This is a genomic window from Flavivirga amylovorans, assembly GCF_030540875.1.
GTDB lineage: Bacteria > Bacteroidota > Bacteroidia > Flavobacteriales > Flavobacteriaceae > Flavivirga > Flavivirga amylovorans.
Window position 1 is genome coordinate 21,902 of record NZ_JAUOEM010000005.1, and the last position, 22,413, is coordinate 44,314.

Here is a 22,413-nt window from a genome sequence, read left to right on the forward strand (position 1 = left end):
ATTAATCAAAATAAGTTTTTTTTATGGAGAATAGGTCTACAATGTCTTCTGTTTTAGGATCGATATTCCAAACGTTAAGACCTAAATCTTTTGCTGTATCTATATTGTCTGTATTATCATCAATAAAAAAACATTCGTTAGCCTTTAGTTTATGTTCGCTTAATACATGCTTGAAAATATCTTGATTCGGTTTTCTTAAATGGATTTCGTGCGATAGATAGAACGCATCAAAATAGTTTTTAAATGTTTCGTAAAAGAGGATATGTTTTTTTATCCAATTAATATGAAGCTCATTCGTATTGCTTAATAAAATGAGTTTGTATTTTGAATCTAATTTAAGTTGTTTTAAAAAATCTAAGCGTTGTACAGGGAAATCTTTTAGCATAAAATTCCAAATATCGATTAGCTTGTCGGTTGAAAGTTTCGGGAAGTTTTCAGTGTAAAATTCTAGAAATTCATCAGTAGTAATAAGACCTTGTTCGTAAAAGCTGTTGAAAGCAATCATTTCTTTGGAAAAAGCATCAATCTCATAAGATTTGAGAGCATGTTGCATGTGACCATCTAGATCTAAATTGATAAATACATTTCCGAAATCGAAAATAATGGTTTTAATCATTTTTATAAATTTTAAGAATGTCGGATACGATTTTTTCTTCAGAAATTAGTTTACCTGAAAACTTAGGAGCTTTTAGACCTTCTTTAAATTTGGTGTTTCCAGTAAAAACTCTTGCTTCGTCCCATATATTTGCATCGATGAAGGTTTGCAGTGTTTTTTGACCGCCTTCTATAATTACAGATGTCATGTTATTTTGATATAAAATATCACAGATTTGTTGAGCTATATTTTTGTTGAAATCAATATTGTTTTTACTTATCGTTATTGTTTCAGCTTCATTATTAAAAATTGAAAGTTCTTTTGATAGTTTTTGGTCTTTATCTAATACAATTCGAATAGGATGATTCCCTTTCCAGTCTCTAACAGTTAGACTAGGGTTATCCTGTAAAGCAGTATTTGTTCCGACTAAAATAGCCTGTTCTTGAAACCTCCATTTATGAACCAATTGTCTTGAATATTTATTAGTAATCCAAACGGGTTTTTGTTCTTTTTTGCTTTTTGGTGCTATAAAACCATCATTGGTTTCTGCCCATTTTAAAATAATGTATGGACGCTTTTTATTGTGAAATGTAAAAAAGCGTTTATGATGTTCTTTGCATGCCGTTTCTAAAACTCCAACAGTGACATGGCAATTAGCGTCTATGAGCTTTTTAATCCCCTTACCTGCAACTTTTATATTGTCATCTATGCAGCCTATAACCACATTTGGAATTTTATGTTTAATAATAAGGTCGCTACATGGAGGTGTTTTTCCGTAATGTGAACAAGGTTCGAGTGTTACATATATGGTGGCTTCATTTAGTAAGGTTTTGTCTTTAACAGAATTTATAGCGTTCACTTCTGCATGATTACTACCATAAGAACTGGTGTAGCCTTCTCCTATGATTTTGTCTTTGTGAACAATAACGCAACCGACCATAGGATTTGGTCTAGTAGTACCTAAGCCATTAGTGGCGATTTTTAAACATCGTTTTATGTATGATTCGTTGGTAGTCAATTATTTATAATTTAATCTTTACATTTTCAGTTTTGTCAATATTATAAATAAAAGAAATCCCTAAAGCTTTATATGTGATATCGCCTTTATATTGCACTTTAATCTTTTTATTAAATAAACTACCAAGTAATCCGCTAAGATTTTTATCGCTAAAAATGCTATCGGTTGGAATATTCGCTTTCAACGGAATTGAAAATTCTTTTTTCGCAGGTACTTTAAAGCTTTTAGTTGATACTGTGGCCATTTCATTATCATTAACAAAAACCTTTATTTCATCAGTTTTCAATTCGCCTCCAATATCATTTGGGTTTATAAAAAAAGCGTCGGCAGTTAAAGTTATATGTTTTGAGTTTGACTCCTTGACTTTAATATTTTCAACGTATAAAAACTCAGGTTTTTCACTCACTGAGCAGCTTGTTAAGGCAAATAATATTGTTGATAAAATAATGATGTTTTTCATTCTATTTTTTTTAGTTTTAAGTATCTTCACTTATATAAAATACATCCTTTTAAAAGTGAGTAAAGATACTATAGTTATTCGAGAAATTCAGTTTGGAGATAATGAACAAATAGAGCAAATTATTAGAGATTGTTTTCACGAGTTCAAAATCCCTTTAGAAGGCACGGCGTATACAGATGAAGAAACTCCAAAGATGTTTGAGTCTTATCAGAATAGTAATGATGTTTACTATGTTATTGATGATAATGGTGAGATTTTAGGGGGTGGAGGTGTAAAACCTCTAAAAGATTTTGAAACTGATGTATGTGAAATTCAAAAGATGTATTTTTCCCCAAAAGTGAGAGGTAAAGGTTATGGTAAATTAATGTTTGAAAAATGTTTGAATTTTGCTAAGGAATTGGGGTATAGACAATGTTATATAGAATCTGCACCGCAACTTAAAGCGGCTATTCATATTTATGAAAGTTATGGTTTTAAACATTTGGAAGCGGGGTTAGGTAATACAGGGCATTATTCTTGTGGTGTCTGGATGATAAAGGACTTATGATGTTAAAAGAGATTCGGGAGGTATTTCATAAAGAGCTAGATGCTATTTATGTTAAGGAAGAGATAGATAGTTTCTTTTTTATATTAATTGACGCTTATTATTCAGTAACTAGAATGCAATTGGCCTTAGAGCCTGATTATAAGGTCGATGATCAAGAGCCAATTCTAAAGGCTTTACGATTATTGAAACATGAAGAGCCTATACAATATATATTAGGAGAAACAGAGTTTTATGGATTGTCTTTTAAGGTAAACAGTCATGTACTAATTCCAAGGCCTGAAACAGAAGAACTTGTTGATTGGGTTTTAAAAGAAGCTAACAATAAACAGCAAACAGAAGACAATTATACACTATTAGATATTGGAACGGGTAGTGGGTGTATTGCTGTTTCATTGGCTAAAAGATTGCCAAAAGCAAAAGTATATGCTTTGGATGTTAGTAAAGAAGCTCTTAAAATAGCTAAACAAAATGCTGATTTGAATCATGTTACGATTGAATTTATTGAAGCAAGTATTTTAAATACAGAAACTATTAATTCTGGATTTAAAAACTTAAAATTTGATATTATTGTATCTAACCCTCCTTATATTAGAGAGCAAGAGAAGGAGCTGATGAAGCCTAATGTTGTAAATAACGAACCGCATTTAGCTTTATTTGTTAAAGATGAAAACCCTTTACAATTTTACGAAGCTATTACGGAATTTGCCCTAAGTAGTCTAAAAGACACAGGATTATTGTTTTTTGAAATAAACGAATATTTAGGTAATGATATGATTCAATTACTTAAAAAGAATGACTTTAATGATATAAAATTAAAACAAGATATCTTTAAAAAAGATAGAATGATAAAAGCTATGCTTATGGATTAATAAAATCATTCAACGTTTTTATATTTAAACGATCTATAGATTGCGCATCTGTTTTAAATGTTACTGTTTTAGTCTCGTTTGGTAATAAATCAAAATAGTTATCATTAAAAAAGCCTTTCTCGTTAGTAAATAAAAAAACATCTTTTTGTAACACATCACTAAATAATTCTATGTTGAAACCAGTGTCTGTTTTGGTTATTTTTTCATTAATGCTACCTTTTAGTAGCTTTAATGCTTTTGGTTTCGTTAAGTAGAATATTGAAGATGATTCATTAAAAGTCGAAACAAGAGTCGTTTTTGTAATGTCAATATCTTTTATGGGTAAACTATAAAATTGCTCGCTGCTGCTTGCTTTCGCTGTTATTGTTAAAGAATCAAGCCAGATAGTATTGCCGTTAAAGTCTATTAATTTTAATGTTAACTTATTTTTAATGTCTTTAAGCTTATCATTAACTATAAACGTTTTAATAGTATCATTTTTTAACCTTGAAGAGGTTAAAACATCTTGAAAGGATTTTTTAGTTTTATAGTGTAATGCCTTCCAATTTCCAAAATTATCTAAACTAGACCAAGAAGCCACAGGCCAACAATCGTTAAGCTGCCAATATAAGGTGCCCATATTGTATGGCATAGCTCTACGTTGAGCTTCAAAACCTTTAGTCATCCCATAAGCTTGCAATATGTGGCTCATGTAAACATAGTCTTCGTCATTTGCAGGCACTGGATAATCTCGCTCCATGTATTCTCTTATCAATTTAAAACCTCTGGGGTGTTTTTGATGGGTCGCAAAAGCATCAGAGCTTATGTCTATGCTATCTTTTTGAGTTGCATATTTTATGGACTCGTAACTTGGGAAAGATTGGAAGCCAAATTCACTCATGAATCTCGGTATGCTGTCCTCAAGATGTTCAAAAGGATAAGCGCTATGCCAAATCCACCAATCATGAGCATCTCCTTCCTTTAAAAATTTTGGGTGTCTACGTCCGTGAAGAGGTGAGCTTGCCCAGTAAGATGTTTTATCTGAAAATTGGTTGACTACATTTGGCAAAATATCATCAAAAACTTTAAGGTAGTTGTTCCAGATTTCTTTTTTTTCAGATTCTGGACGGTCTTCTTGCCACCCCCAATTATGCCATGCTTCATCATTTTCATTATTACCACACCAAAGAGCAATGGATGCATGATTGCGTAATCTTATTACATTGTCTACAGCTTCTTGCTTTACATTGTCTAAATAATCAGCATCTCCGGGGTACATGGCACAAGCAAACATGAAGTCTTGCCATATCAAAATACCTTTTTCATCGCATAAATCATAAAAAACATCATTTTCATAAATACCACCTCCCCAAACTCTAAGCATATTCATATTGGCTTCGGTGACGGCGTTTAAAAGTTTGTTGTAATGTGAATTTGTTATCTGATTCTGAAAACTATGTTGTGGTATGTAATTGGCACCTTTCATGAAAACTGGTACGTCGTTTAATTTAAAGTAAAAAGACTGTCCGATACTATCCTTTTCAGTAACTAATTCAATAGTTCTTAATCCTTTTTTTACAGTATAGATATCTAAGATTGTATTTTCTTTCCTAAGTACAAATTTAAGGTTGTATAAATAAGGAGTGCCAAGGTTGTGTGTCCACCAGCGCTTAGGATCTTTAATTTCAAATTCGAATGAAGATGTATCTTTTGCATCGTAGGTTTTATTTAATTTATTGTTAATATAAATATCGACTAAAAGATTTTCTTCAGCCTCGTATTTGTATTTTATGTTTGCAGAAAGTGATGCGATAGAGTCATTAATATACTTTTGTTGTACATATACATCTTTAATGTTTAAGTCGTTCCAAGCGGTTAAATAAACAGGTCTCCAGATCCCTGAAGTATTAAAAACCGGCCCCCAATCCCAGCCATATTGATATTGCGCCTTTCTGGTAAAGATTCTATTTCCTGCAGGAAGCTCGTATGGTAACTTAGCTTTCTCTTTATCTTCGAAAACGGTAGTGTTTTTAAAAATAATTTTCAATATGTTTTCAGACTTTAAAAAAGGTTTTACATCTGTTTCCCATTGTCTAAATGCATTATTTGTTTTAAGGATTAAACTGTCGTTTAGATATATAGAAGCGTATGTGTCTAGCCCTTCAAATTTAAGATCAATATGCTTTTTTTGAAGTATTTCTTCATTTAAATTGAATGCTGTTTTGTATTCCCAATCCTTTTCAGAAATCCATTGTAATTTCAATTCGTTATCCTTAACAAATGGATCTTCAATTAGTTTATTGTTAAGCAAATCGGAATGTACTTCTCCAGGAACTTTTGCATCTAGCCAAGTCGTGTCAATGGTGTTTTTAAAACTCCAATGATCATGTAGCATAATTTTTTTAGGAGTATCTTCTTTAGGCTGACAGCTAAACGCAATTATAGGCAGTATTATGTAAATATAATGATACTTCATTTTTAAGCTGTTTAATATAGATTGTATTTATTTCTAGTTTGGGAACTGTTTTAATTAAAGATAAAACTATGAGTTAAGAGATATGCTTTGTGAAAATAATTAAGCATAACCTAAAACATTTGTTGCATTATCTGTACAAATTTCAAAAACTAGAGACGAACTGTTTTTAGTTAATGATATTCATAATTAATACCTGATAAATAAACGCTGCATTATAAAGAGGACATTGAATAAAAAACTAATAAATTTTGATCTTTGTGATAATTTCTTGATGCTCATTTTAGTATCTTAGGAGCTTTAAAAAAATCTATTACTTTTTAATGAAGACCAAGGAATTAATTGAAAACCTAAGAACAGAACTTCGTGAGCATAACTATAATTATTATGTTTTAGATACTCCCACAATATCAGATTATGATTTCGATATTAAGCTTAAAGAGTTACAGGAACTAGAGGCAAAACATCCTGAATTTTTTGATGCTAGTTCCCCTACATTGCGAGTAGGAGGTGAAGTAACTAAAAATTTTGAAACTGTAGTGCATGAACACCGAATGTATTCTTTAGATAATTCTTATTCAAAAGAAGATTTACTAGATTGGGAAACTCGTATTAAGAAATTAGTTGATGGCGATATCCAGTATACTTGTGAATTAAAATATGATGGCGCATCAATTAGTTTAACTTATGAAAATGGCAATTTGCTAAAGGCTGTAACTCGAGGAGATGGCGTTCAGGGAGATAATGTAACAGCTAATATAAAAACTATAAAATCTATACCGTTACAGCTTAAAGGAGAGGGGTATCCTATAAAATTTGATATAAGAGGTGAAATTGTATTGCCTTTTGATGGTTTTAATAAAATGAACGAAGAACGTATAGAGATAGGAGAAGAACCTTATAGGAACCCCAGAAATACCGCTTCTGGAAGTTTAAAGCTTCAAGACAGTGCAGAGGTGGCAAAACGTCCATTGGAATGTTTTCTGTACAATATAACAGGTTCAAATTTAAATATTAAAACACAATTTGATAGCTTAGAAAAAGCAAGAGCATGGGGGTTTAAAGTGCCAAATGCAGCAAAACTTGTTAATTCTATTGATGAAGTTTTAGAATTTGTAGATTATTGGAATGTAAACCGCCATGATTTACCCTATGAGACTGATGGCGTTGTTATAAAAGTAAATAGTTTACAACAGCAAGAAGAGCTAGGTTATACTGCAAAAGCACCGAGGTGGGCGATGGCTTACAAGTTTAAAGCGGAGCAAGTTTCAACAATATTGGATAGTATTACGTATCAAGTAGGACGTACAGGAGCCATAACTCCTGTTGCTAATTTAAAACCAGTAGAATTAGCAGGAACGACTGTTAAAAGAGCTTCTCTTCATAATGCAGATCAAATAGAGAAATTGGATATACGAGTAGGAGATGAGGTATATGTTGAAAAAGGAGGGGAAATTATTCCAAAAATCCTTGGTGTAGATTTTACTAAGCGAATTCATTCCTCAGAACCAACAAGATATATCGCTCATTGCCCAGAGTGTGGAACAGAGCTTGTAAGGCAGGAGGGAGAAGCACAGCACTATTGTCCAAATTATAATGGTTGTAAACCGCAAATTATAGGGCGAATTCAACATTTTATATCTAGAAAAGCTATGGATATTGAAGGGTTGGGTGGTGAAACTGTGGCACTTTTGGTGAATGAAGGATTGATTTCAGATTACTCAGATTTATATGAATTAACCAAAGACCAGGTCATTCCTTTAGAACGTATGGCTGAAAAAAGTGCAGATAATTTGATTCAAGGTATAGCACTTTCTAAAAACATTCCTTTTGAGCGTGTTCTATTTGCTTTAGGGATTCGATATGTAGGAGAAACAGTTGCTAAAAAGTTGGCAAAACATTACAAGAATATTGAAGCAATAGCAAATGCTACAGAAGAAGATTTGGTAAATGTTGATGAGATAGGAATAAAGATCGCGGAAAGCGTTAGTGTATTTTTTGGAGCAGAAGTTAACTTAAATATGGTTAATAGGCTTAAGCAATTTGGACTTCAATTAGAATTATCGGAAGAGCAATTAATAGGGCAAACTAATATACTGACAGGAGATGTTATTGTTGTCTCTGGTGTTTTTGAAAAAGTATCTAGAAATGAGCTTAAAAAACTCATTGAGGATAATGGTGGTAAGGTAAGTAGTTCTATTTCTTCTAAGACCAGTTATATAGTTGCTGGTAGTAATATGGGGCCAAGCAAAAAGGAAAAAGCAAATAAACTAGGGATATCTTTAATCGATGAAAATGAATTCTTACAAAAAATAGAATAAGTCAACTCAAAAATCGACGAAAAGCATTTTTTAATCGATAAAAAGCATTTTTTTATTATTTAATTGCAAAATTTGTCTATATTTGTTGACGAATCAAAAATCGCTATTATGTACAAGTCGAAAGTCTTGGTGGGATGTGTTTTATTAATGTATGTTTTGTTCGTTGTTTATGAATTTAATGGCAACGAAACTATTTCGTATTGTTTAGATTGTTTAATCACTCCGTTAATAGCATTAATATATGTGATTTTTGCCAAAAGGAAGAATATATTCTTTGTATTATTCATTTTATGTTATTCAATTTCAGACTTATTAGGGGTGGTTAGTTCTTATATACCAGAAGATGAAATAAGTAATTTTGGAGATTTAGAATATTATATTGGTAATTCATTGTTTATAATGGCCTATGTGTTTTTAGTTATTAAGATTAGTAAATCGCTAAATCTATTTTATGTACTTAAAAATTTTAAAATTCATTTAGTTGTTTTAACAATTTTAAATATATACTTGGTCTATGTTTTACAAGTCATACTGAATCCAAATATAAGCACACCAAATGAATACTATCTAGAAATGGTATATAATATTGTTATGCTTCTATTGCTATCTGTGGCGTTATTGAATTATTTTTACAGAGATAACAAGAAGTCTTTATATCTATTTATAGGATCATTGTGTATTGTTTTTTCAGAAGTCATGCAAGTGGCGTATTTTTACATAGCACAAAGAAGTTTACTTAATTTTATTTCTACCACGCTCACGCTTGTTGCCTTTTATTTTTTCTATCAGCAATCAAAATTATTAAATGATTTGAATGAAGAAGAAAGATATATGGTAATAGAATAAACTGTTGTTATACGACCTTTTTAATAAAAGGAATATCATTTCTATGCACGTAAAGAATTACGGCAGAAAGAACAAACGTAACTATTGCGGTAACAAATAAAATACCTCCATCATTATTTACTTCAATTCCAAGCTGTGTTAAATGCATAAGTATGGCACCGCTTATTACGCCTAAGGTTAAAGAGGCTCCCATCCAGACCGTTTTTGGGATAAGTAATAATATGCCAGCGATAAGTTCCACAATTCCAATACCTATTCTGCCATAAGGTTCTAAGTTAACCTGACTAAAAATATAAACACTATCAGGGTGTGCTGTAAATTTAAAACGCAATGTTTGTATTAAAATAATGGCTACAATTATTCTTAATGCTAAAGGAAAAAATTTTTTCATTTTGAGTAAAGTTTATATACTTGATTTTTAGACGTTTTATTAACAGATACTTAACATTTACAAGTCCGATTTTAATAGATAAACGGTAATTTTTTAGTTAAACATCGATAAAAAGGTTGTTTTTATCGTTAAAATAAAATTATATTTTTATATTTGGAATAACCTACTAACCGCTTAAACCATGAAAAAGAGTCTTAACCTAACTTTTGATAAAGTGTTTCTTTGTGCTTTATTAGGATTAATAGCAATAAGCTTTTTTGTCGCTTTTACTCAGGATTCATTACTGTTAAAGTCAACAATGGCTTTGTTTATCCCTGTTTTTTTAATGTTCTACCTAATTAAACATAAAACTTTAGGAGTTATTTTTATTTCTTTTTTATTGTTTTCGTTTCTAGGTGATATTTCTTTAACGTTTTTTTCGGATGAAACATTAATTAAAGTGTCTAGTATTCTTTACTTTTTAAGCTATTTATATTTAATCGTTATAATTATTCCAAAGTTTAAGTTGTTAAAAGTAGACAGATTAATAGGAGTATATCTTTTTGGTGTTTTTATAATAAATATATTTTTCTTGTATACCTTATATAGTTTACTAAAAGTTATTATTCCAGACCAAACGGAAGTACTTTTATTTGGTTTAAAAAGCTTGTCTCTAATTATATTAGCTTTTATTTCTTTTGGAGTTTATCTAAATACACAGACAAAGCAATCGATATTGTTTTTAGTAGCCACAATTTTTATAGCGCTTTCTACTATTTTAAATTATATAAATCTTTATTATTTATATCATTGGAGTTTTGAAATGCTCCACAGAACCCTTTATGCGGTAGGACTGTATTTTATTTTTAAATATATTATAGTTGACAATAAACACAAAAGAACTATCTATAAATTAAAGCAAAGATATTCCTCAGACAATATTTTAGCTTAGACAATTATAGACGTCCCGTTTGCTGAAATATTTTTGTTTGAATCAAAATGAAAATCAATTTTTCCAAGATTAATACCGTAGCAACCAACCTGGTTAACGAGCACATTTTTGTCTTCAATATTTTTTACGATTGTTGGTTTCGATAAAAAAGTATGTGTATGTCCGCCAATAATTAAGTGTATGTCTTTAGTGGCCTTGGCTAATTTTAAATCGCTTATTTTATTTGGATCTTTTTTGTAGTTATATCCTAAATGAGATAAACAAATTATCAAGTCGCAATGTTCTTCTGTTTTTAATATTCTAGACATATCTTGAGCAATCTCAATAGGATCTATATACTGGGTTTCTTTGTACATGGATGGATCTACTAAACCATTTAATTCAATTCCAAGTCCAAAAACACCGATTTTAAGATTGTTTTTTTTGAATACTTTATATGGTTTTGTGTGTGTATTCATTATCGTATTAGAGAAATCGTAGTTAGCGGAAACAAATTGGAAATTTGCATGTTCTAATTGTGTATATAAACCATCAATACCATTATCAAAATCATGATTACCTATAGTGGCGGCGTCATATTTTAGCTTGCTCATTAACTTAAATTCCAGTTCACCACCATAATAGTTAAAATAGGGGGTGCCTTGAAAAATGTCACCTGCATCCAGTAGTAATGTATGTGGGTTTTCATTTCTTATAGATTCAATTAAGCCAGCTCTTCTAGCAACACCTCCTTTATTTGCGTTTCTACCATCTTCAGGTCCGAAAGCGTCAATATGACTATGAACATCGTTAGTATGTAGAATCGTTATTTTTTTTGATGCAGTAACTGTTGTAAAAGACTGTAAGCCTAGACCACCAAGAGTTACTAGTGCCGTTCCAGCTGAAGCCTGTTGTATAAAATCTCTACGTTTCATGTACTTTATATTTTATTAGTGAAACTCTATTTTGAAAAGCTGTGAAGCAATGCCTTCAAAAAAGATAGTTGAGCTAATCCCGCTAGATGCTGAACTTATTTCAGCATCTAGCGGGATCTCATTTAGCGCCTTTTATTTGAGTAAATCTATCATCAATTACTGGGCTAATAGTGTCTACCTTTTTAAAATTGTCAATTAAAGCATTTCTAATTTTATAATTTAAGGGATATAAACTATCGTTCGGTTTAAAAAATGTCATATTGTCACCGCCGTTATATAGATAGTCATTGGTGGCTACATAATATATTTTATCAGACTCGATGCTTTTACCTTTTATTTTAGCTTCCACTATATCATTATTTTCGGTGATTGTTAATTTGAGTTTGGATATGGGGTGAGCTCTCTTTTTTCTAATTAAATGATGAACTAAACTGTCCATTTGCTTCCCTTTTAAAGCAACTACAACGATGCTGTTTTCAAAGGGCATTATTTGATAAGCAGTTCTTTTTGTTATATGTCCTTTTGATAAAATAGATCGAATTCCACCATGGTTAAGTAATACCATATCGATATTTTTACCAGTTCTTTTTTTAAAGATCGGATTGGCTTCATTGTAAACCGCATCGGCCATAAAGTTACCAATAGCCGTATTTAGTTCTCCATCACTTTTAGAATAAGTATTAACAGAATAGGCTAAAACACTATCTAGATCCTTTTGAATATTATCTCTAAAAGGTTTTATATAGGCCTCTATTTCAGAATCAATCGGTAGCGTATCGGTAATTGGAATTTGCTTTCCTTCAATTTTTATTAATTCTAATTTGGACTCTTTACAGTTATAAAAACTGAAAATATATAACAAAAAAATAAAATGTGTTAACCTCATATATAAACAGATATTTTGAATGTACTTTTGCTACCTTTGCGCAAAGTATAAAGATAAATGATTTTAAAAGGTTTTAAAGAAAAATCTAACGTAAAGCACTTGAACAAATTGTTATCAGAACGACAAGTAAATGTTACTGATAAGAAGATTGAGAGTTTAGGCGTTATCTTAAATATTGATGAAATTGATGACTTTAAACTATTTAGGGTATTTGCTGATTTTTTAAAAATCCGCGAGAATAAGTTAAAGATCATAGCTTTTTCTGAAAACGATAAGGATACTTTGACGTCATGGGATGTTTGTTTCAACCCTAAAGACTTTGGCTGGAAGGGTGTCATTAATAATATAGAATTGCAAACATTTTTAGATACTAAATATGATGCATTAGTTAGTTACTATACAAAAGATGTTTTAGAACTTAAGATGATGACTGCAAAATCTAAAGCACAGTTTAAAATTGGTATTGTGCAAAGTGATGAACGCTTAAATGATTTAATCATTAAAACGAAACTAAAAGAGTTTGATGTATTTAAAGAAGAGACAATTAAATATCTAACCATATTAAATAAAATTTAGAATGAAGAGTAAGTTTTTAGGAACTGGGGTTGCCTTGGTTACGCCTTTTAACTCAGATTTGAGTGTAGATCACAGTGCCTTAGCAAATATTGTTAATTTCAATATTGACAATGGCACCGATTATCTTGTAATTTGTGGTACAACAGGAGAAAGTGTAACACTTAGTAAGAAAGAAAAACAAGAGGTAATTAAGACTATTTCTGATACAAATAAAGGTCGGTTACCTATGGTTTTGGGAATAGGAGGAAGTAATACATTTCAAGTTACAGAAGAAATAAAAACAACAGATTTAAGCAATATCGATGCTGTTTTATCTGTATCACCATATTATAGTAAACCAACTCAAGAAGGCCTTTATCAGCATTTCAAAGCAATTTCTGAAGCTTCACCCGTAGATATTATTTTGTATAATGTCCCAGGTAGAACATCAAAGAATATTGAGACAGAAACAACAATTCGCTTAGCCAACGATTTTAAAAATATAATAGCAGTTAAAGAAGCAGGAAACAATGTTTCTCAGTATTTAGAGTTAATAAAGAATAAACCAGAAGATTTTTTAATTATTTCTGGGGATGACGATTTAGCATTGGGCATTGTATTAGCAGGAGGCGCAGGTGTGATTTCTGTAATAGGGCAAGCGTTCCCTAAAGAATTTTCAGAGATGATACGTTTAGGTTTAAAAGATGAAGGAAAAGAAGCGTACAAACTTCATTATAAACTAATGGATGTAATAGGCTATATTTTTGAAGAGAATAATCCAGCAGGAATTAAAGCTGTTTTTGAAGCCTTGAATTTATGTCAAGATAGTGTTAGATTACCACTAGTCCCTGCATCTGATCAATTAAAAGAAAAGATAAGAACTTTTGTAAATAGGTTTTAGGACTGTTAAATAATACTTAAACCTTATGCTTGCTGACTTTTAGCAGTTAATTTAGCTTTGAAATAATATTTTTTAAATCCATATTAATAACTTAATTTTGCATTCTGTTAAAAAATCTATGAAATTAGCATAGCTAAAGTTTCGGTATTATTCGAGATATTTATAGTACTAATGACATTTGATGTTTTAAAACAGAGAAAGATAACAAATGAAAAAGCTTTTTTACATATTAATACTATTTGCCGTTTTTAGCAGTTGTAGTGAATACCAAAAGATATTGAAATCTGAAAGTATTGCTGATAAATTTAAAAAGGGAGAAGAACTTTATAACGAAGGTAAATTTTCGAAAGCCAATAGGCTTTTTGCTCAAATTGTACCAAAATATAGAGGGAAGCCACAAGCTGAAAAACTAATGTATTTGTATTCTAGTTCATTTTATAAAATGAAAGATTATTACGTTTCAGGATACCAGTTTGAGCGTTTTGTTGCGAGTTATCCGAAAAGTGAGAAGTTAGAAGAAGCTTTTTTTTTAAGTGCAAAAAGTTATTACATGTTATCTCCTGTTTATAGCAAAGATCAAAATGAGACAAAAGAAGCTATAGAAAAGCTTCAAGAATTTATAAACTTGTATCCAGAGTCTGAATATCTTCCTGAAGCAAATAAATTAGTTAAAGAGTTAGATTATAAGCTTGAGAGAAAAGCTTTTGAAATAGCTAAGCAGTATAATAAAATAGCAGTTACTTCGGTAGATTATAATGCGTCTATAAAATCGTTTGAGAATTTTGTTTTTGATTTTCCAGGGTCTTCTCTACGCGAAGACGCTATGTTTTATAGACTAGATTCTGCTTACAAATTAGCTATCAATAGTTTTGAAACTAAAAGAACATTAGAAGGTATTATACCATTAAAAAAGAATCGTTTAGAAACAGCAAAAGAATATTATTTTTCATTTAAAAAAGGATATACTAGTTCTAAATATATAGAACAGGTTAATACAATAGGAGAGTCCTTAGATGAAGAATTAGCAAAATATAGCACTAAAAGTTAAATAACAATGACAATGGATTTAAAAAAAACCAATGCTCCAGTTAATACAGTAACGTACGACAGAAATCAAGTTGATGAACCAACAGAGAATATCTACGAGTCAATTTCTATAATTGCAAGACGTGCAGAGCAAATTAACACAGAGATTAAAAAAGAGCTTATTGATAAGTTGGAGGAATTTGCAACGTACAATGATAGTCTTGAAGAAATCTTTGAAAATAAAGAGCAAATTGAGGTTTCTAAATTTTACGAAAAATTACCAAAACCTCATGCCTTAGCTGTTCAAGAATGGTTAACAGATAAAATTTATTTTAGAAATACTGAGGAAGATTCTCAGGAATAATTTTTAAAATGTCAATACTAAGCGGCAAAAATATACTATTAGGCATCACTGCTGGTATTGCCGCTTATAAAACTGCTTCATTAGTAAGGTTATTTATAAAAGCAGGCGCTAACGTAAAAGTAGTTATGACGCCAGCGTCTAAAGATTTTATAACGCCTTTAACCTTATCTACACTTTCAAAACATCCTGTATACTCATCTTTTACAAATGAAGATGATGATAATGCTACTTGGAACAATCATGTCGATTTAGGCCTTTGGGCAGACGTTTTTGTAATCGCTCCTGCCACAGCAAATACGCTTTCTAAAATGGCCAGTGGGACAAGTGATAATTTCTTATTAGCAACATATCTATCTGCAAAATGCGTTGTATATTTTGCACCAGCTATGGATTTGGATATGTATAAACACCCAAGTACGATTGCTTCTTTTAAAACGTTAAAGGAATATGGTAATATTATGATTCCAGCTACAAGTGGTGAATTGGCAAGTGGTTTGGTTGGAGAAGGAAGAATGGCAGAACCTGAAGATATTATTGGTTTTATTGAAAATGATATTTTAGATAAACTCCCTTTAAAAGGAAAAAAAATACTTATAACAGCAGGACCAACTCACGAAGCTATTGATCCTGTTCGTTTTATAGGGAACCATTCAAGTGGGAAAATGGGATTTGAAATAGCCAAAGCAGCAGCAAATCTAGGCGCTGAGGTTATTTTGGTAACAGGTCCAACACATCAAAAAGTATCACATACTTTAATACAAACCATACCAGTTGTTAGTGCACAAGACATGTATGAATCTGTACATTCATATTTTCAAGATGTAGATATAGCTGTGCTTTCGGCAGCAGTAGCAGATTTTAAACCAAAAGAAGTAGCCTCTCAAAAAATAAAAAAGAACCAACCAACGTTAACTCTAGAGTTAGAAAAAACAAAAGACATTTTAGCTTCTTTGGGAGCCATTAAGAAGACCCAGTATTTAGTTGGCTTTGCACTGGAAACTAATGACGAACTTGAAAATGCAAAAGGAAAATTAAAAAGAAAGAATTTAAATTTAATTGTTTTAAATTCGTTAAATGATAAAGGTGCTGGTTTTAAAAGTGATACCAATAAAGTTACTTTTATTGACAATAAAGAAGTTATTACAGAGTTTAAATTAAAATCCAAAGCAGAAGTCGCCAAAGATTTATTAAATAAAATTATAGAACAAATACATGCGTAATTTTTTAGTTGTTTTAATATTTTGTCTTGGAATTAAAGGGTTTTCGCAAGAACTAAATTGTAATGTTGTTGTAAATGCTCAACAAACAGGTAACGAAAATTTTCCAATTTTTAAAACCTTAGAAAAACAATTAAAAGAGTTTATTAATAATACTAAATGGACTAAAAAAACATTTAAAGTACAAGAACGTATCGATTGTAGCATGATTATAAATGTTACCAATTATACTGGAGAAGCATTTCAAGCCTCTATTCAAGTGCAATCATCACGACCCGTTTTTGGTTCGTCGTTTACTACACCAGTTTATAACTTTAATGATAAAGATTTTAATTTTAGGTATTTAGAATTTCAAAATCTAATTTTCAACCCTAATCAATACGAATCTAATTTAATATCAGTATTAGCATATCATGTATATATGATTTTGGCGTTGGATGCTGATTCTTTTTCTAGAAAAGGCGGAGATACTTATTATACACAAGCGCGAGTTATTACAAACTATTCGCAGCAAACTAATTCTAAAGGATGGAAACTAGAAGACGGTTTACAAAGTAGATTTGCACTTATAGATAACATACTGTCTCCAACTTTTAAAGAGTATAGAGAAGTTTTATATGCATATCACAGAGACGGCTTGGATATTATGGGAGAGAACCCAAAAGAAGGAAAAGAAAAAATAGCTGCTTCTTTAAATTTATTTAAAGCTATGAATAGTCGTCGACCTAATTCTTTTATTTTACGTACGTTTTTTGATGCTAAAGCCGATGAAATTGAACAAATCTTTAGTAGTGGACCTAATGTGAACATTACCAGTATTATGGAAACACTCCAAAAAGTAGCGCCAATGCACAGTAGTAAATGGCAAAGGATTAAGTTTTGAATTATTCTATATTTAAAAACGCTTTTCATTATATTTATTTCTGAAAATTTAAGAACAAAAAATAGCCTTGTTAACATCACTTTCAATAAAAAATTACGCTTTAATAGATACACTTCATGTTGATTTTGATAGAGGTTTATCTATTATTACTGGAGAAACTGGTGCAGGTAAATCTATTCTTCTTGGAGGACTGTCATTAATTCTAGGGAAGCGTGCCGATTTAAACAGCTTAAAAGATACTACCCAAAAATGCATTATCGAAGCAGTTTTTGATATTTCCGATTATAAATTAAAATCGCTTTTTAAAGTCGAAGATCTAGACTATGAGCCGCAAACTATTATCCGTAGAGAGATACTACCTTCTGGAAAGTCAAGAGCGTTTATAAACGATTCTCCAGTTAATTTAAGTAGTTTGCAACTGCTAGGTGAACGTTTAATAGATATTCATTCACAACATCAAACCCTAGAACTTACCAGTAATGAATTTCAGTTTCAAGTCATTGATGCGCTTGCTGGCCATGATAATGCTTTGCAGAATTATAAAGAGACATTAAAATCCTATAAAGGTCTTCAAAAGGAATTAAAAGAGCTTTTAATTTTTCAAGCTGAAGCGATTAAAGAACATGATTATAATTCGTTTTTATTAAATGAATTAATAGAGGCAAATTTAGTTGATGGCGAATTAGAAACTTTAGAAGAAGAATATGAAACCCTTAATAACATTGAAGGGATAAAAGAAAAATTAGATGAAGCCCATCATTTATTAAGTGAAGAAGAGGTAGGAACTTTATCTACATTAACAGCATTAAAGAATGCATTTCAAAAACTCGCTGGGTTTTCATCTAAGTATGAAGGTATATTTAATAGAATAAGTAGTAGTTTAATAGAAATGGATGATGTGTTTAGTGAAGTTAATACCTTGCAAGATACTTTAGAAGTAGATCCTGATAGATTACAGACAGTTGATTCAAAATTAAAAGTGCTGCATAATTTGATGCAAAAACATGTAGCTGGTGATATATCAGAATTAATTAAAATAAAAAATGAGCTTAAAGAAAAAGTATCGGTAACTGAAAACTTAGAAGATACCATTCAGAAAAAACAACTAGAAATTGATTCTAAAACAGCTGAATTAAATACTATTTCTAAAAAAATTCATGAAAAGCGAATCGATGTTATTCCAAAATTAAAAAAACAATTAGAAAGTATTTTAATTGGTTTAGGAATGCCAAATGCTCAATTTAATATAGAAATAATTTACAGTGATGATTTTTTTGCAAATGGAAAAGATGAATTATCATTTCTGTTTTCGGCTAATAAAGGAGGGCATTTCAATGAACTTAAAAAAGCAGCTTCTGGAGGTGAATTGTCAAGAATTATGCTCGCTATAAAATCAGTGTTATCAAAATATATAAAATTGCCGACCATTATGTTTGATGAAATAGATACAGGAGTTTCTGGAGAAATATCAAATAAAATGGGTGATATCATGTTGCAGATGAGTAAAACTATGCAAGTATTTTCTATCACACATTTACCACAAATTGCGGCAAAAGGACATTCGCATTATAAGGTTTATAAAGAAGATATAAATAATACAACTCGAACAAATCTTTTAAAACTAAACCATGATGAGCGAATTGTAGAAATAGCTCAAATGTTGGGAGGCGTAGAAATGTCTTCATCTGCTATTGCACATGCCAAAGAATTGCTGAATTAATTAGTATCTTTGTGCGCTGATTAAAAAAACGAACAACTAAACATATAAACCTAGAAGTATGTCATATAATTTATTAAAAGGAAAAAGAGGGATCATTTTTGGAGCATTAGATTCTAATTCAATTGCTTGGAAAACTGCAGAACGTGTGCATGAAGAAGGAGGGACATTTGTGCTTACAAATGCACCAGTAGCGATGCGTATGGGGCAAATAAATGAATTAGCTAAAAAAACGGGTTCTCAAATTATTCCAGCAGATGCAACTTCTGAAGAAGATTTACAAAACTTGGTTGAAAAATCAATGGAAATTCTAGGAGGTAAAATAGATTTTGTATTACACTCAATAGGGATGTCTATTAATGTTAGAAAAGGAAAGCATTATACAGACCAGAATTATGCTTGGACACAAAAAGGAACTGATGTTTCTGCAATGTCTTTCCATAAAGTCATGCAAACGCTATACAAAGCAGATGCTATGAATGAATGGGGAAGTATTGTTGCTTTAACTTATATGGCTGCGCAACGTGTTTTTCCAGACTATAATGATATGGCTGATAATAAGGCCTATTTAGAAAGTATTGCTCGTAGTTTTGGATATTTCTTCGGACGTGATAAAAAAGTACGTGTAAACACCATTTCTCAATCTCCTACACCAACAACTGCTGGAAATGGCGTAAAAGGTTTTGATGGATTTATCGCTTATGCAGATAAAATGTCACCATTAGGTAATGCAACAGCATTAGATTGTGCTAATTATACAGTGTCTTTATTCAGTGATTTAACCAAACTTGTAACACTTCAAAACTTATTTCATGATGGTGGGTTTTGCAATATGGGGGTTAGTACCGCTGTGATGGATGCTTTTATGAAGGAAGACTAAAAATATTTTAAATATTGAAAACGAGCCACCTTTAAAACGGTGGCTTTTTTGTTACATTTGTTTTATGCAATTACAGTTTTCTTTTATAATTCCTGTTTACAATCGTCCTGACGAAATAGAAGAGCTTTTACTGAGTTTTGAAAGCCTAGAAGGACATACTCCTTTTGAAATTGTTATCGTAGAAGACGGCTCAACAATATCGTCTAAAGAGGTCGTTGATATTTATAAGGATAAGCTGGATATATCTTACTTTTTTAAAGAAAATTCTGGACCAGGAGATTCTAGGAATTTTGGTATGCAAAACTCAAAAGGAAACTATTTTATCATTTTAGATTCTGATTGCATTTTACCAAAAAATTATTTAGCAGAAGTTGAAAAAAGTTTAAAAGAGAATTATGTTGATTGTTATGGAGGTCCTGACGCAGCACATAGTTCATTTACAAACCTTCAAAAAGCTATTAATTTTTCAATGACATCGTTTATTACTACCGGTGGTATAAGAGGAAATAAAAAAAGTGTAGATACATTTCAACCAAGAAGTTTTAATATGGGACTTTCAAAAGAAGCCTTTATAGCATCAAAAGGTTTTGGAAGAATACACCCTGGAGAAGACCCTGATTTATCTATTAGACTTTGGAATTTAGGTTTTAAAACCAAGTTAATCCCGGAAGCTTTTGTATACCATAAACGTCGCATTTCATGGAGTAAATTTTATATGCAAGTACATAAATTTGGGTTGGTGCGCCCAATTTTAAATATATGGCATCCATCAACAAAAAAAATCACCTATTGGTTTCCTACTATATTTTGTGTAGGCTTTCTAATATCATTACTACTTGCTTTTTTTAATTTTAAGTGGGGCTTAGTAGCCTATATGTCGTATTTTGTAATAACATTGATATTAGCTTTAATAACGACAAAAAGTATAAGCGTTTCTATACTTTCTATAGTAGCTGTTATTATTCAGTTTTTTGGATATGGTTATGGGTTTTTTAAGTCGACGATTGCAGTTTCTATACTTAATAAAAATCCAGAAACTTATTTCCCAAAATTATTTTTTAAATCGAAATGATAAAAAAATTAAAATCAGAAATACTAGCTTCAATAAAAAATAAAAGAATCAATGTGTTTCTTTTATTTTTATTGTTTGCCTTTATTATTTTAATATTTACTAAGCTATCAAAAGAATATACAAACACCATTGCTTTCGGTATTGAAAAGTCTAATATACCTGAAGAAAATGTGATTTTAAATGATTCTGTAGTATTAAACATTACTTTAAAAACCCATGGGTTTAAGTGGCTTAAATATTATATGTCTAAACCAAAAGTAAAGATAGACTTCAGTAAGGATGTCGATAAAAAAGAGGGGGTCTTTTTGTGGAATAAATCTAAATCATATTTAGATAATACTCAATTCGATGAGCAAGTAGAACTGCTTAATATTTCTCCAAAAGAAATAGCTTTTAGATATGATGTTAACTTGGTCAAGAAAGTACCAATAAAAATAAATGCAACTGTTAATTTTCATCCGGGCTATGATGTAGCAGATAAATTAATTTCAGATCCTGACTCTATAGAAATTATTGGGCCTAATGTGTTAGTGTCTAAGATTAACCGCTTAGAAACAGAAGACATTATTTTTAATGATGTAAAATCAAATTTATTAGAAACGACGAGTCTTAAGTTACCTGAAAACACGTCCGATTTAAAGTTTTCTGCGAATAGTGTTATCATAAAAGCTGATGTAGAAAAGTTTACTGAGGGAACATTAAAAATACCAGTAAATATTATTAACGTTCCAAAAGGAATGAGGTTAAAATATTTTCCAAAAGAAGTCAACGTCTCATATTATATTAGCTTGAGTAATTTTAATTCAATAACTAATAAAGATTTTAAAGTTATTTGTGATTATACAAAGGTTATTGGCAATCAGTCTCTTTTAGTGCCGGAAATAGTAAAATCCCCAAAAACAGCTAAGAATATTAGAATCAATCAACAACGCATAGAATTTATAATTATAAAATGATTATTGTAGGACTTACAGGAGGTATAGGTAGCGGAAAAACAACTGTAGCTAAAGAATTTGAAGCCTTAGGTGTACCTGTTTATATAGCTGATGCCGAAGCTAAAAACCTTATGAATAAGTCCAAGATTATTAAAAGAAAACTGATTCAATTATTTGGAGATAACGCTTATATTAATAACAAGTTAAATAAACAATTTATCGCAGATATTATCTTTAATAATAAAGACTATTTGCAAAAAATGAATACTATTATTCATCCTAGAGTTGCTAAACATTTTGAAAAATGGATGTTAAAACAAGACGCTTCTTATGTTATAAAAGAAGTAGCAATTCTATTTGAAAATGGCGGGCATAAAGCATGCGATTATATTATTACTGTTACTGCCCCAAAAGACTTGCGTATAAAACGTCTTTTAATACGTGATAATACAACGAAAGATAAGATTGAAGCCATTATGAATAACCAGTGGACAGATGAAGAAAAAATAAAATATTCGCAATATATTATTGAGAATTCTGACCTTGAAATAGCTAAGAATCAAGTTGTTGATATTCATAATGACATTCTTAAAAGAATTTAAAAAACACGTGATTTTAACGTTTTTGTTAATG

The 22,413-nt window shown here is 30.7% G+C and carries 23 protein-coding genes; 16 read left to right on the plus strand and 7 right to left on the minus strand.

The features are described 5' to 3' along the window. Position 1 precedes the first annotated feature (1 nt). Genes Q4Q39_RS14285 through Q4Q39_RS14295 form a run of 3 tightly spaced genes read right to left on the minus strand, consistent with a single transcriptional unit; the run spans position 2 to position 2,073 of the window. Positions 2-616 carry an HAD family hydrolase gene (locus tag Q4Q39_RS14285; protein ID WP_303283207.1) on the minus strand — a complete coding sequence of 205 codons (615 nt, stop codon included), beginning with the start codon at positions 614-616 and terminating at the stop codon, positions 2-4. Then, positions 609-1,613: a bifunctional diaminohydroxyphosphoribosylaminopyrimidine deaminase/5-amino-6-(5-phosphoribosylamino)uracil reductase RibD gene (gene ribD / locus Q4Q39_RS14290; protein ID WP_303283209.1), complete on the minus strand. Its 1,005-nt coding sequence runs from the start codon at positions 1,611-1,613 to the stop codon at positions 609-611. Before ribD ends, Q4Q39_RS14285 begins: the two co-directional genes overlap by 8 nt. A 4-nt stretch (positions 1,614-1,617) precedes the next feature. Beyond that, positions 1,618-2,073, minus strand: a complete 456-nt coding sequence (locus Q4Q39_RS14295; protein ID WP_303283210.1) for an LEA type 2 family protein — start codon at positions 2,071-2,073, stop codon at positions 1,618-1,620. Positions 2,074-2,128: 55 nt separating this feature from the next. On the opposite strand from Q4Q39_RS14295, the gene Q4Q39_RS14300 reads away from it, so the two are divergent. Then, the gene (locus Q4Q39_RS14300; RefSeq protein ID WP_303283211.1) at positions 2,129-2,620 is read left to right on the plus strand and encodes a GNAT family N-acetyltransferase; all 492 of its coding nucleotides are present in this window, start codon (positions 2,129-2,131) and stop codon (positions 2,618-2,620) included. Next, positions 2,617-3,489 carry a peptide chain release factor N(5)-glutamine methyltransferase gene (prmC, locus tag Q4Q39_RS14305; RefSeq protein WP_303283213.1) on the plus strand — a complete coding sequence of 291 codons (873 nt, stop codon included), beginning with the start codon at positions 2,617-2,619 and terminating at the stop codon, positions 3,487-3,489. Before Q4Q39_RS14300 ends, prmC begins: the two co-directional genes overlap by 4 nt. Here prmC and Q4Q39_RS14310 read toward each other — a convergent pair. After that, complete coding sequence (locus tag Q4Q39_RS14310; protein WP_303283215.1) at positions 3,479-5,944, minus strand: beta-mannosidase; 2,466 nt, start codon at positions 5,942-5,944, stop codon at positions 3,479-3,481. The two genes, prmC and Q4Q39_RS14310, sit on opposite strands and share 11 nt — an antisense overlap. 320 nt (positions 5,945-6,264) lie before the next feature. Between Q4Q39_RS14310 and ligA the strand changes: the two genes are divergently transcribed. Beyond that, positions 6,265-8,262: an NAD-dependent DNA ligase LigA gene (ligA, locus tag Q4Q39_RS14315; protein WP_303283217.1), complete on the plus strand. Its 1,998-nt coding sequence runs from the start codon at positions 6,265-6,267 to the stop codon at positions 8,260-8,262. Between the two features lie 108 nt (positions 8,263-8,370). Further along, on the plus strand, positions 8,371-9,108 hold the full coding sequence (locus Q4Q39_RS14320) for a hypothetical protein (protein WP_303283218.1): 738 nt from the start codon (positions 8,371-8,373) through the stop codon (positions 9,106-9,108). Between the two features lie 7 nt (positions 9,109-9,115). Here the strand turns inward: Q4Q39_RS14320 and Q4Q39_RS14325 are convergent, their stop codons facing one another. Continuing rightward, entirely contained in the window at positions 9,116-9,499 is a 384-nt protein-coding gene (locus Q4Q39_RS14325) for a DoxX family membrane protein (RefSeq protein ID WP_303283220.1), read from the minus strand. A 181-nt stretch (positions 9,500-9,680) separates the two neighbouring features. Here Q4Q39_RS14325 and Q4Q39_RS14330 point away from each other — a divergent pair, with 181 nt between their 5' ends. After that, positions 9,681-10,430, plus strand: coding sequence for a hypothetical protein (locus Q4Q39_RS14330; protein WP_303283222.1), 750 nt, complete (start codon positions 9,681-9,683; stop codon positions 10,428-10,430). Here Q4Q39_RS14330 and Q4Q39_RS14335 read toward each other — a convergent pair. Together Q4Q39_RS14335 and Q4Q39_RS14340 are read right to left on the minus strand one after the other, a co-directional pair. Further along, the gene (locus Q4Q39_RS14335) at positions 10,427-11,344 is read right to left on the minus strand and encodes a bifunctional metallophosphatase/5'-nucleotidase (protein ID WP_303283224.1); all 918 of its coding nucleotides are present in this window, start codon (positions 11,342-11,344) and stop codon (positions 10,427-10,429) included. The genes Q4Q39_RS14330 and Q4Q39_RS14335 overlap by 4 nt on opposite strands. A 118-nt stretch (positions 11,345-11,462) precedes the next feature. Continuing rightward, on the minus strand, positions 11,463-12,230 hold the full coding sequence (locus Q4Q39_RS14340; protein ID WP_303283226.1) for a 5'-nucleotidase C-terminal domain-containing protein: 768 nt from the start codon (positions 12,228-12,230) through the stop codon (positions 11,463-11,465). 57 nt (positions 12,231-12,287) lie between these two features. On the opposite strand from Q4Q39_RS14340, the gene Q4Q39_RS14345 reads away from it, so the two are divergent. From Q4Q39_RS14345 to coaE, 11 genes are all read left to right on the plus strand, one after another. Then, positions 12,288-12,806, plus strand: a complete 519-nt coding sequence (locus Q4Q39_RS14345; protein ID WP_303283228.1) for a DUF6913 domain-containing protein — start codon at positions 12,288-12,290, stop codon at positions 12,804-12,806. 1 nt (position 12,807) lies between these two features. Further along, positions 12,808-13,686 carry a 4-hydroxy-tetrahydrodipicolinate synthase gene (gene dapA / locus Q4Q39_RS14350; RefSeq protein ID WP_303283230.1) on the plus strand — a complete coding sequence of 293 codons (879 nt, stop codon included), beginning with the start codon at positions 12,808-12,810 and terminating at the stop codon, positions 13,684-13,686. 208 nt (positions 13,687-13,894) lie between these two features. Continuing rightward, a complete protein-coding gene (locus Q4Q39_RS14355) occupies positions 13,895-14,734 on the plus strand; it encodes an outer membrane protein assembly factor BamD (protein ID WP_303283232.1) in 840 nt (279 codons plus the stop codon). A 12-nt stretch (positions 14,735-14,746) separates the two neighbouring features. Beyond that, entirely contained in the window at positions 14,747-15,076 is a 330-nt protein-coding gene (locus Q4Q39_RS14360; protein WP_303283233.1) for a DNA-directed RNA polymerase subunit omega, read from the plus strand. Between the two features lie 8 nt (positions 15,077-15,084). After that, positions 15,085-16,296, plus strand: a complete 1,212-nt coding sequence (coaBC, locus tag Q4Q39_RS14365; protein ID WP_303283234.1) for a bifunctional phosphopantothenoylcysteine decarboxylase/phosphopantothenate--cysteine ligase CoaBC — start codon at positions 15,085-15,087, stop codon at positions 16,294-16,296. After that, entirely contained in the window at positions 16,289-17,176 is an 888-nt protein-coding gene (gene porD, locus Q4Q39_RS14370; RefSeq protein ID WP_303283235.1) for a type IX secretion system protein PorD, read from the plus strand. The genes coaBC and porD overlap by 8 nt, the downstream gene beginning before the upstream one ends. A 67-nt stretch (positions 17,177-17,243) precedes the next feature. Further along, on the plus strand, positions 17,244-18,896 hold the full coding sequence (recN, locus tag Q4Q39_RS14375) for a DNA repair protein RecN (RefSeq protein ID WP_303283236.1): 1,653 nt from the start codon (positions 17,244-17,246) through the stop codon (positions 18,894-18,896). A 58-nt stretch (positions 18,897-18,954) separates the two neighbouring features. After that, positions 18,955-19,773, plus strand: coding sequence for an enoyl-ACP reductase FabI (locus tag Q4Q39_RS14380; RefSeq protein WP_303283237.1), 819 nt, complete (start codon positions 18,955-18,957; stop codon positions 19,771-19,773). Positions 19,774-19,837: 64 nt separating this feature from the next. Continuing rightward, positions 19,838-20,845, plus strand: coding sequence for a glycosyltransferase family 2 protein (locus Q4Q39_RS14385; RefSeq protein ID WP_303283239.1), 1,008 nt, complete (start codon positions 19,838-19,840; stop codon positions 20,843-20,845). Then, positions 20,842-21,801, plus strand: coding sequence for a YbbR-like domain-containing protein (locus Q4Q39_RS14390; protein WP_303283240.1), 960 nt, complete (start codon positions 20,842-20,844; stop codon positions 21,799-21,801). Before Q4Q39_RS14385 ends, Q4Q39_RS14390 begins: the two co-directional genes overlap by 4 nt. Next, a complete protein-coding gene (gene coaE / locus Q4Q39_RS14395) occupies positions 21,798-22,382 on the plus strand; it encodes a dephospho-CoA kinase (RefSeq protein WP_303283241.1) in 585 nt (194 codons plus the stop codon). The genes Q4Q39_RS14390 and coaE overlap by 4 nt, the downstream gene beginning before the upstream one ends. Positions 22,383-22,413: the final 31 nt, after the last annotated feature.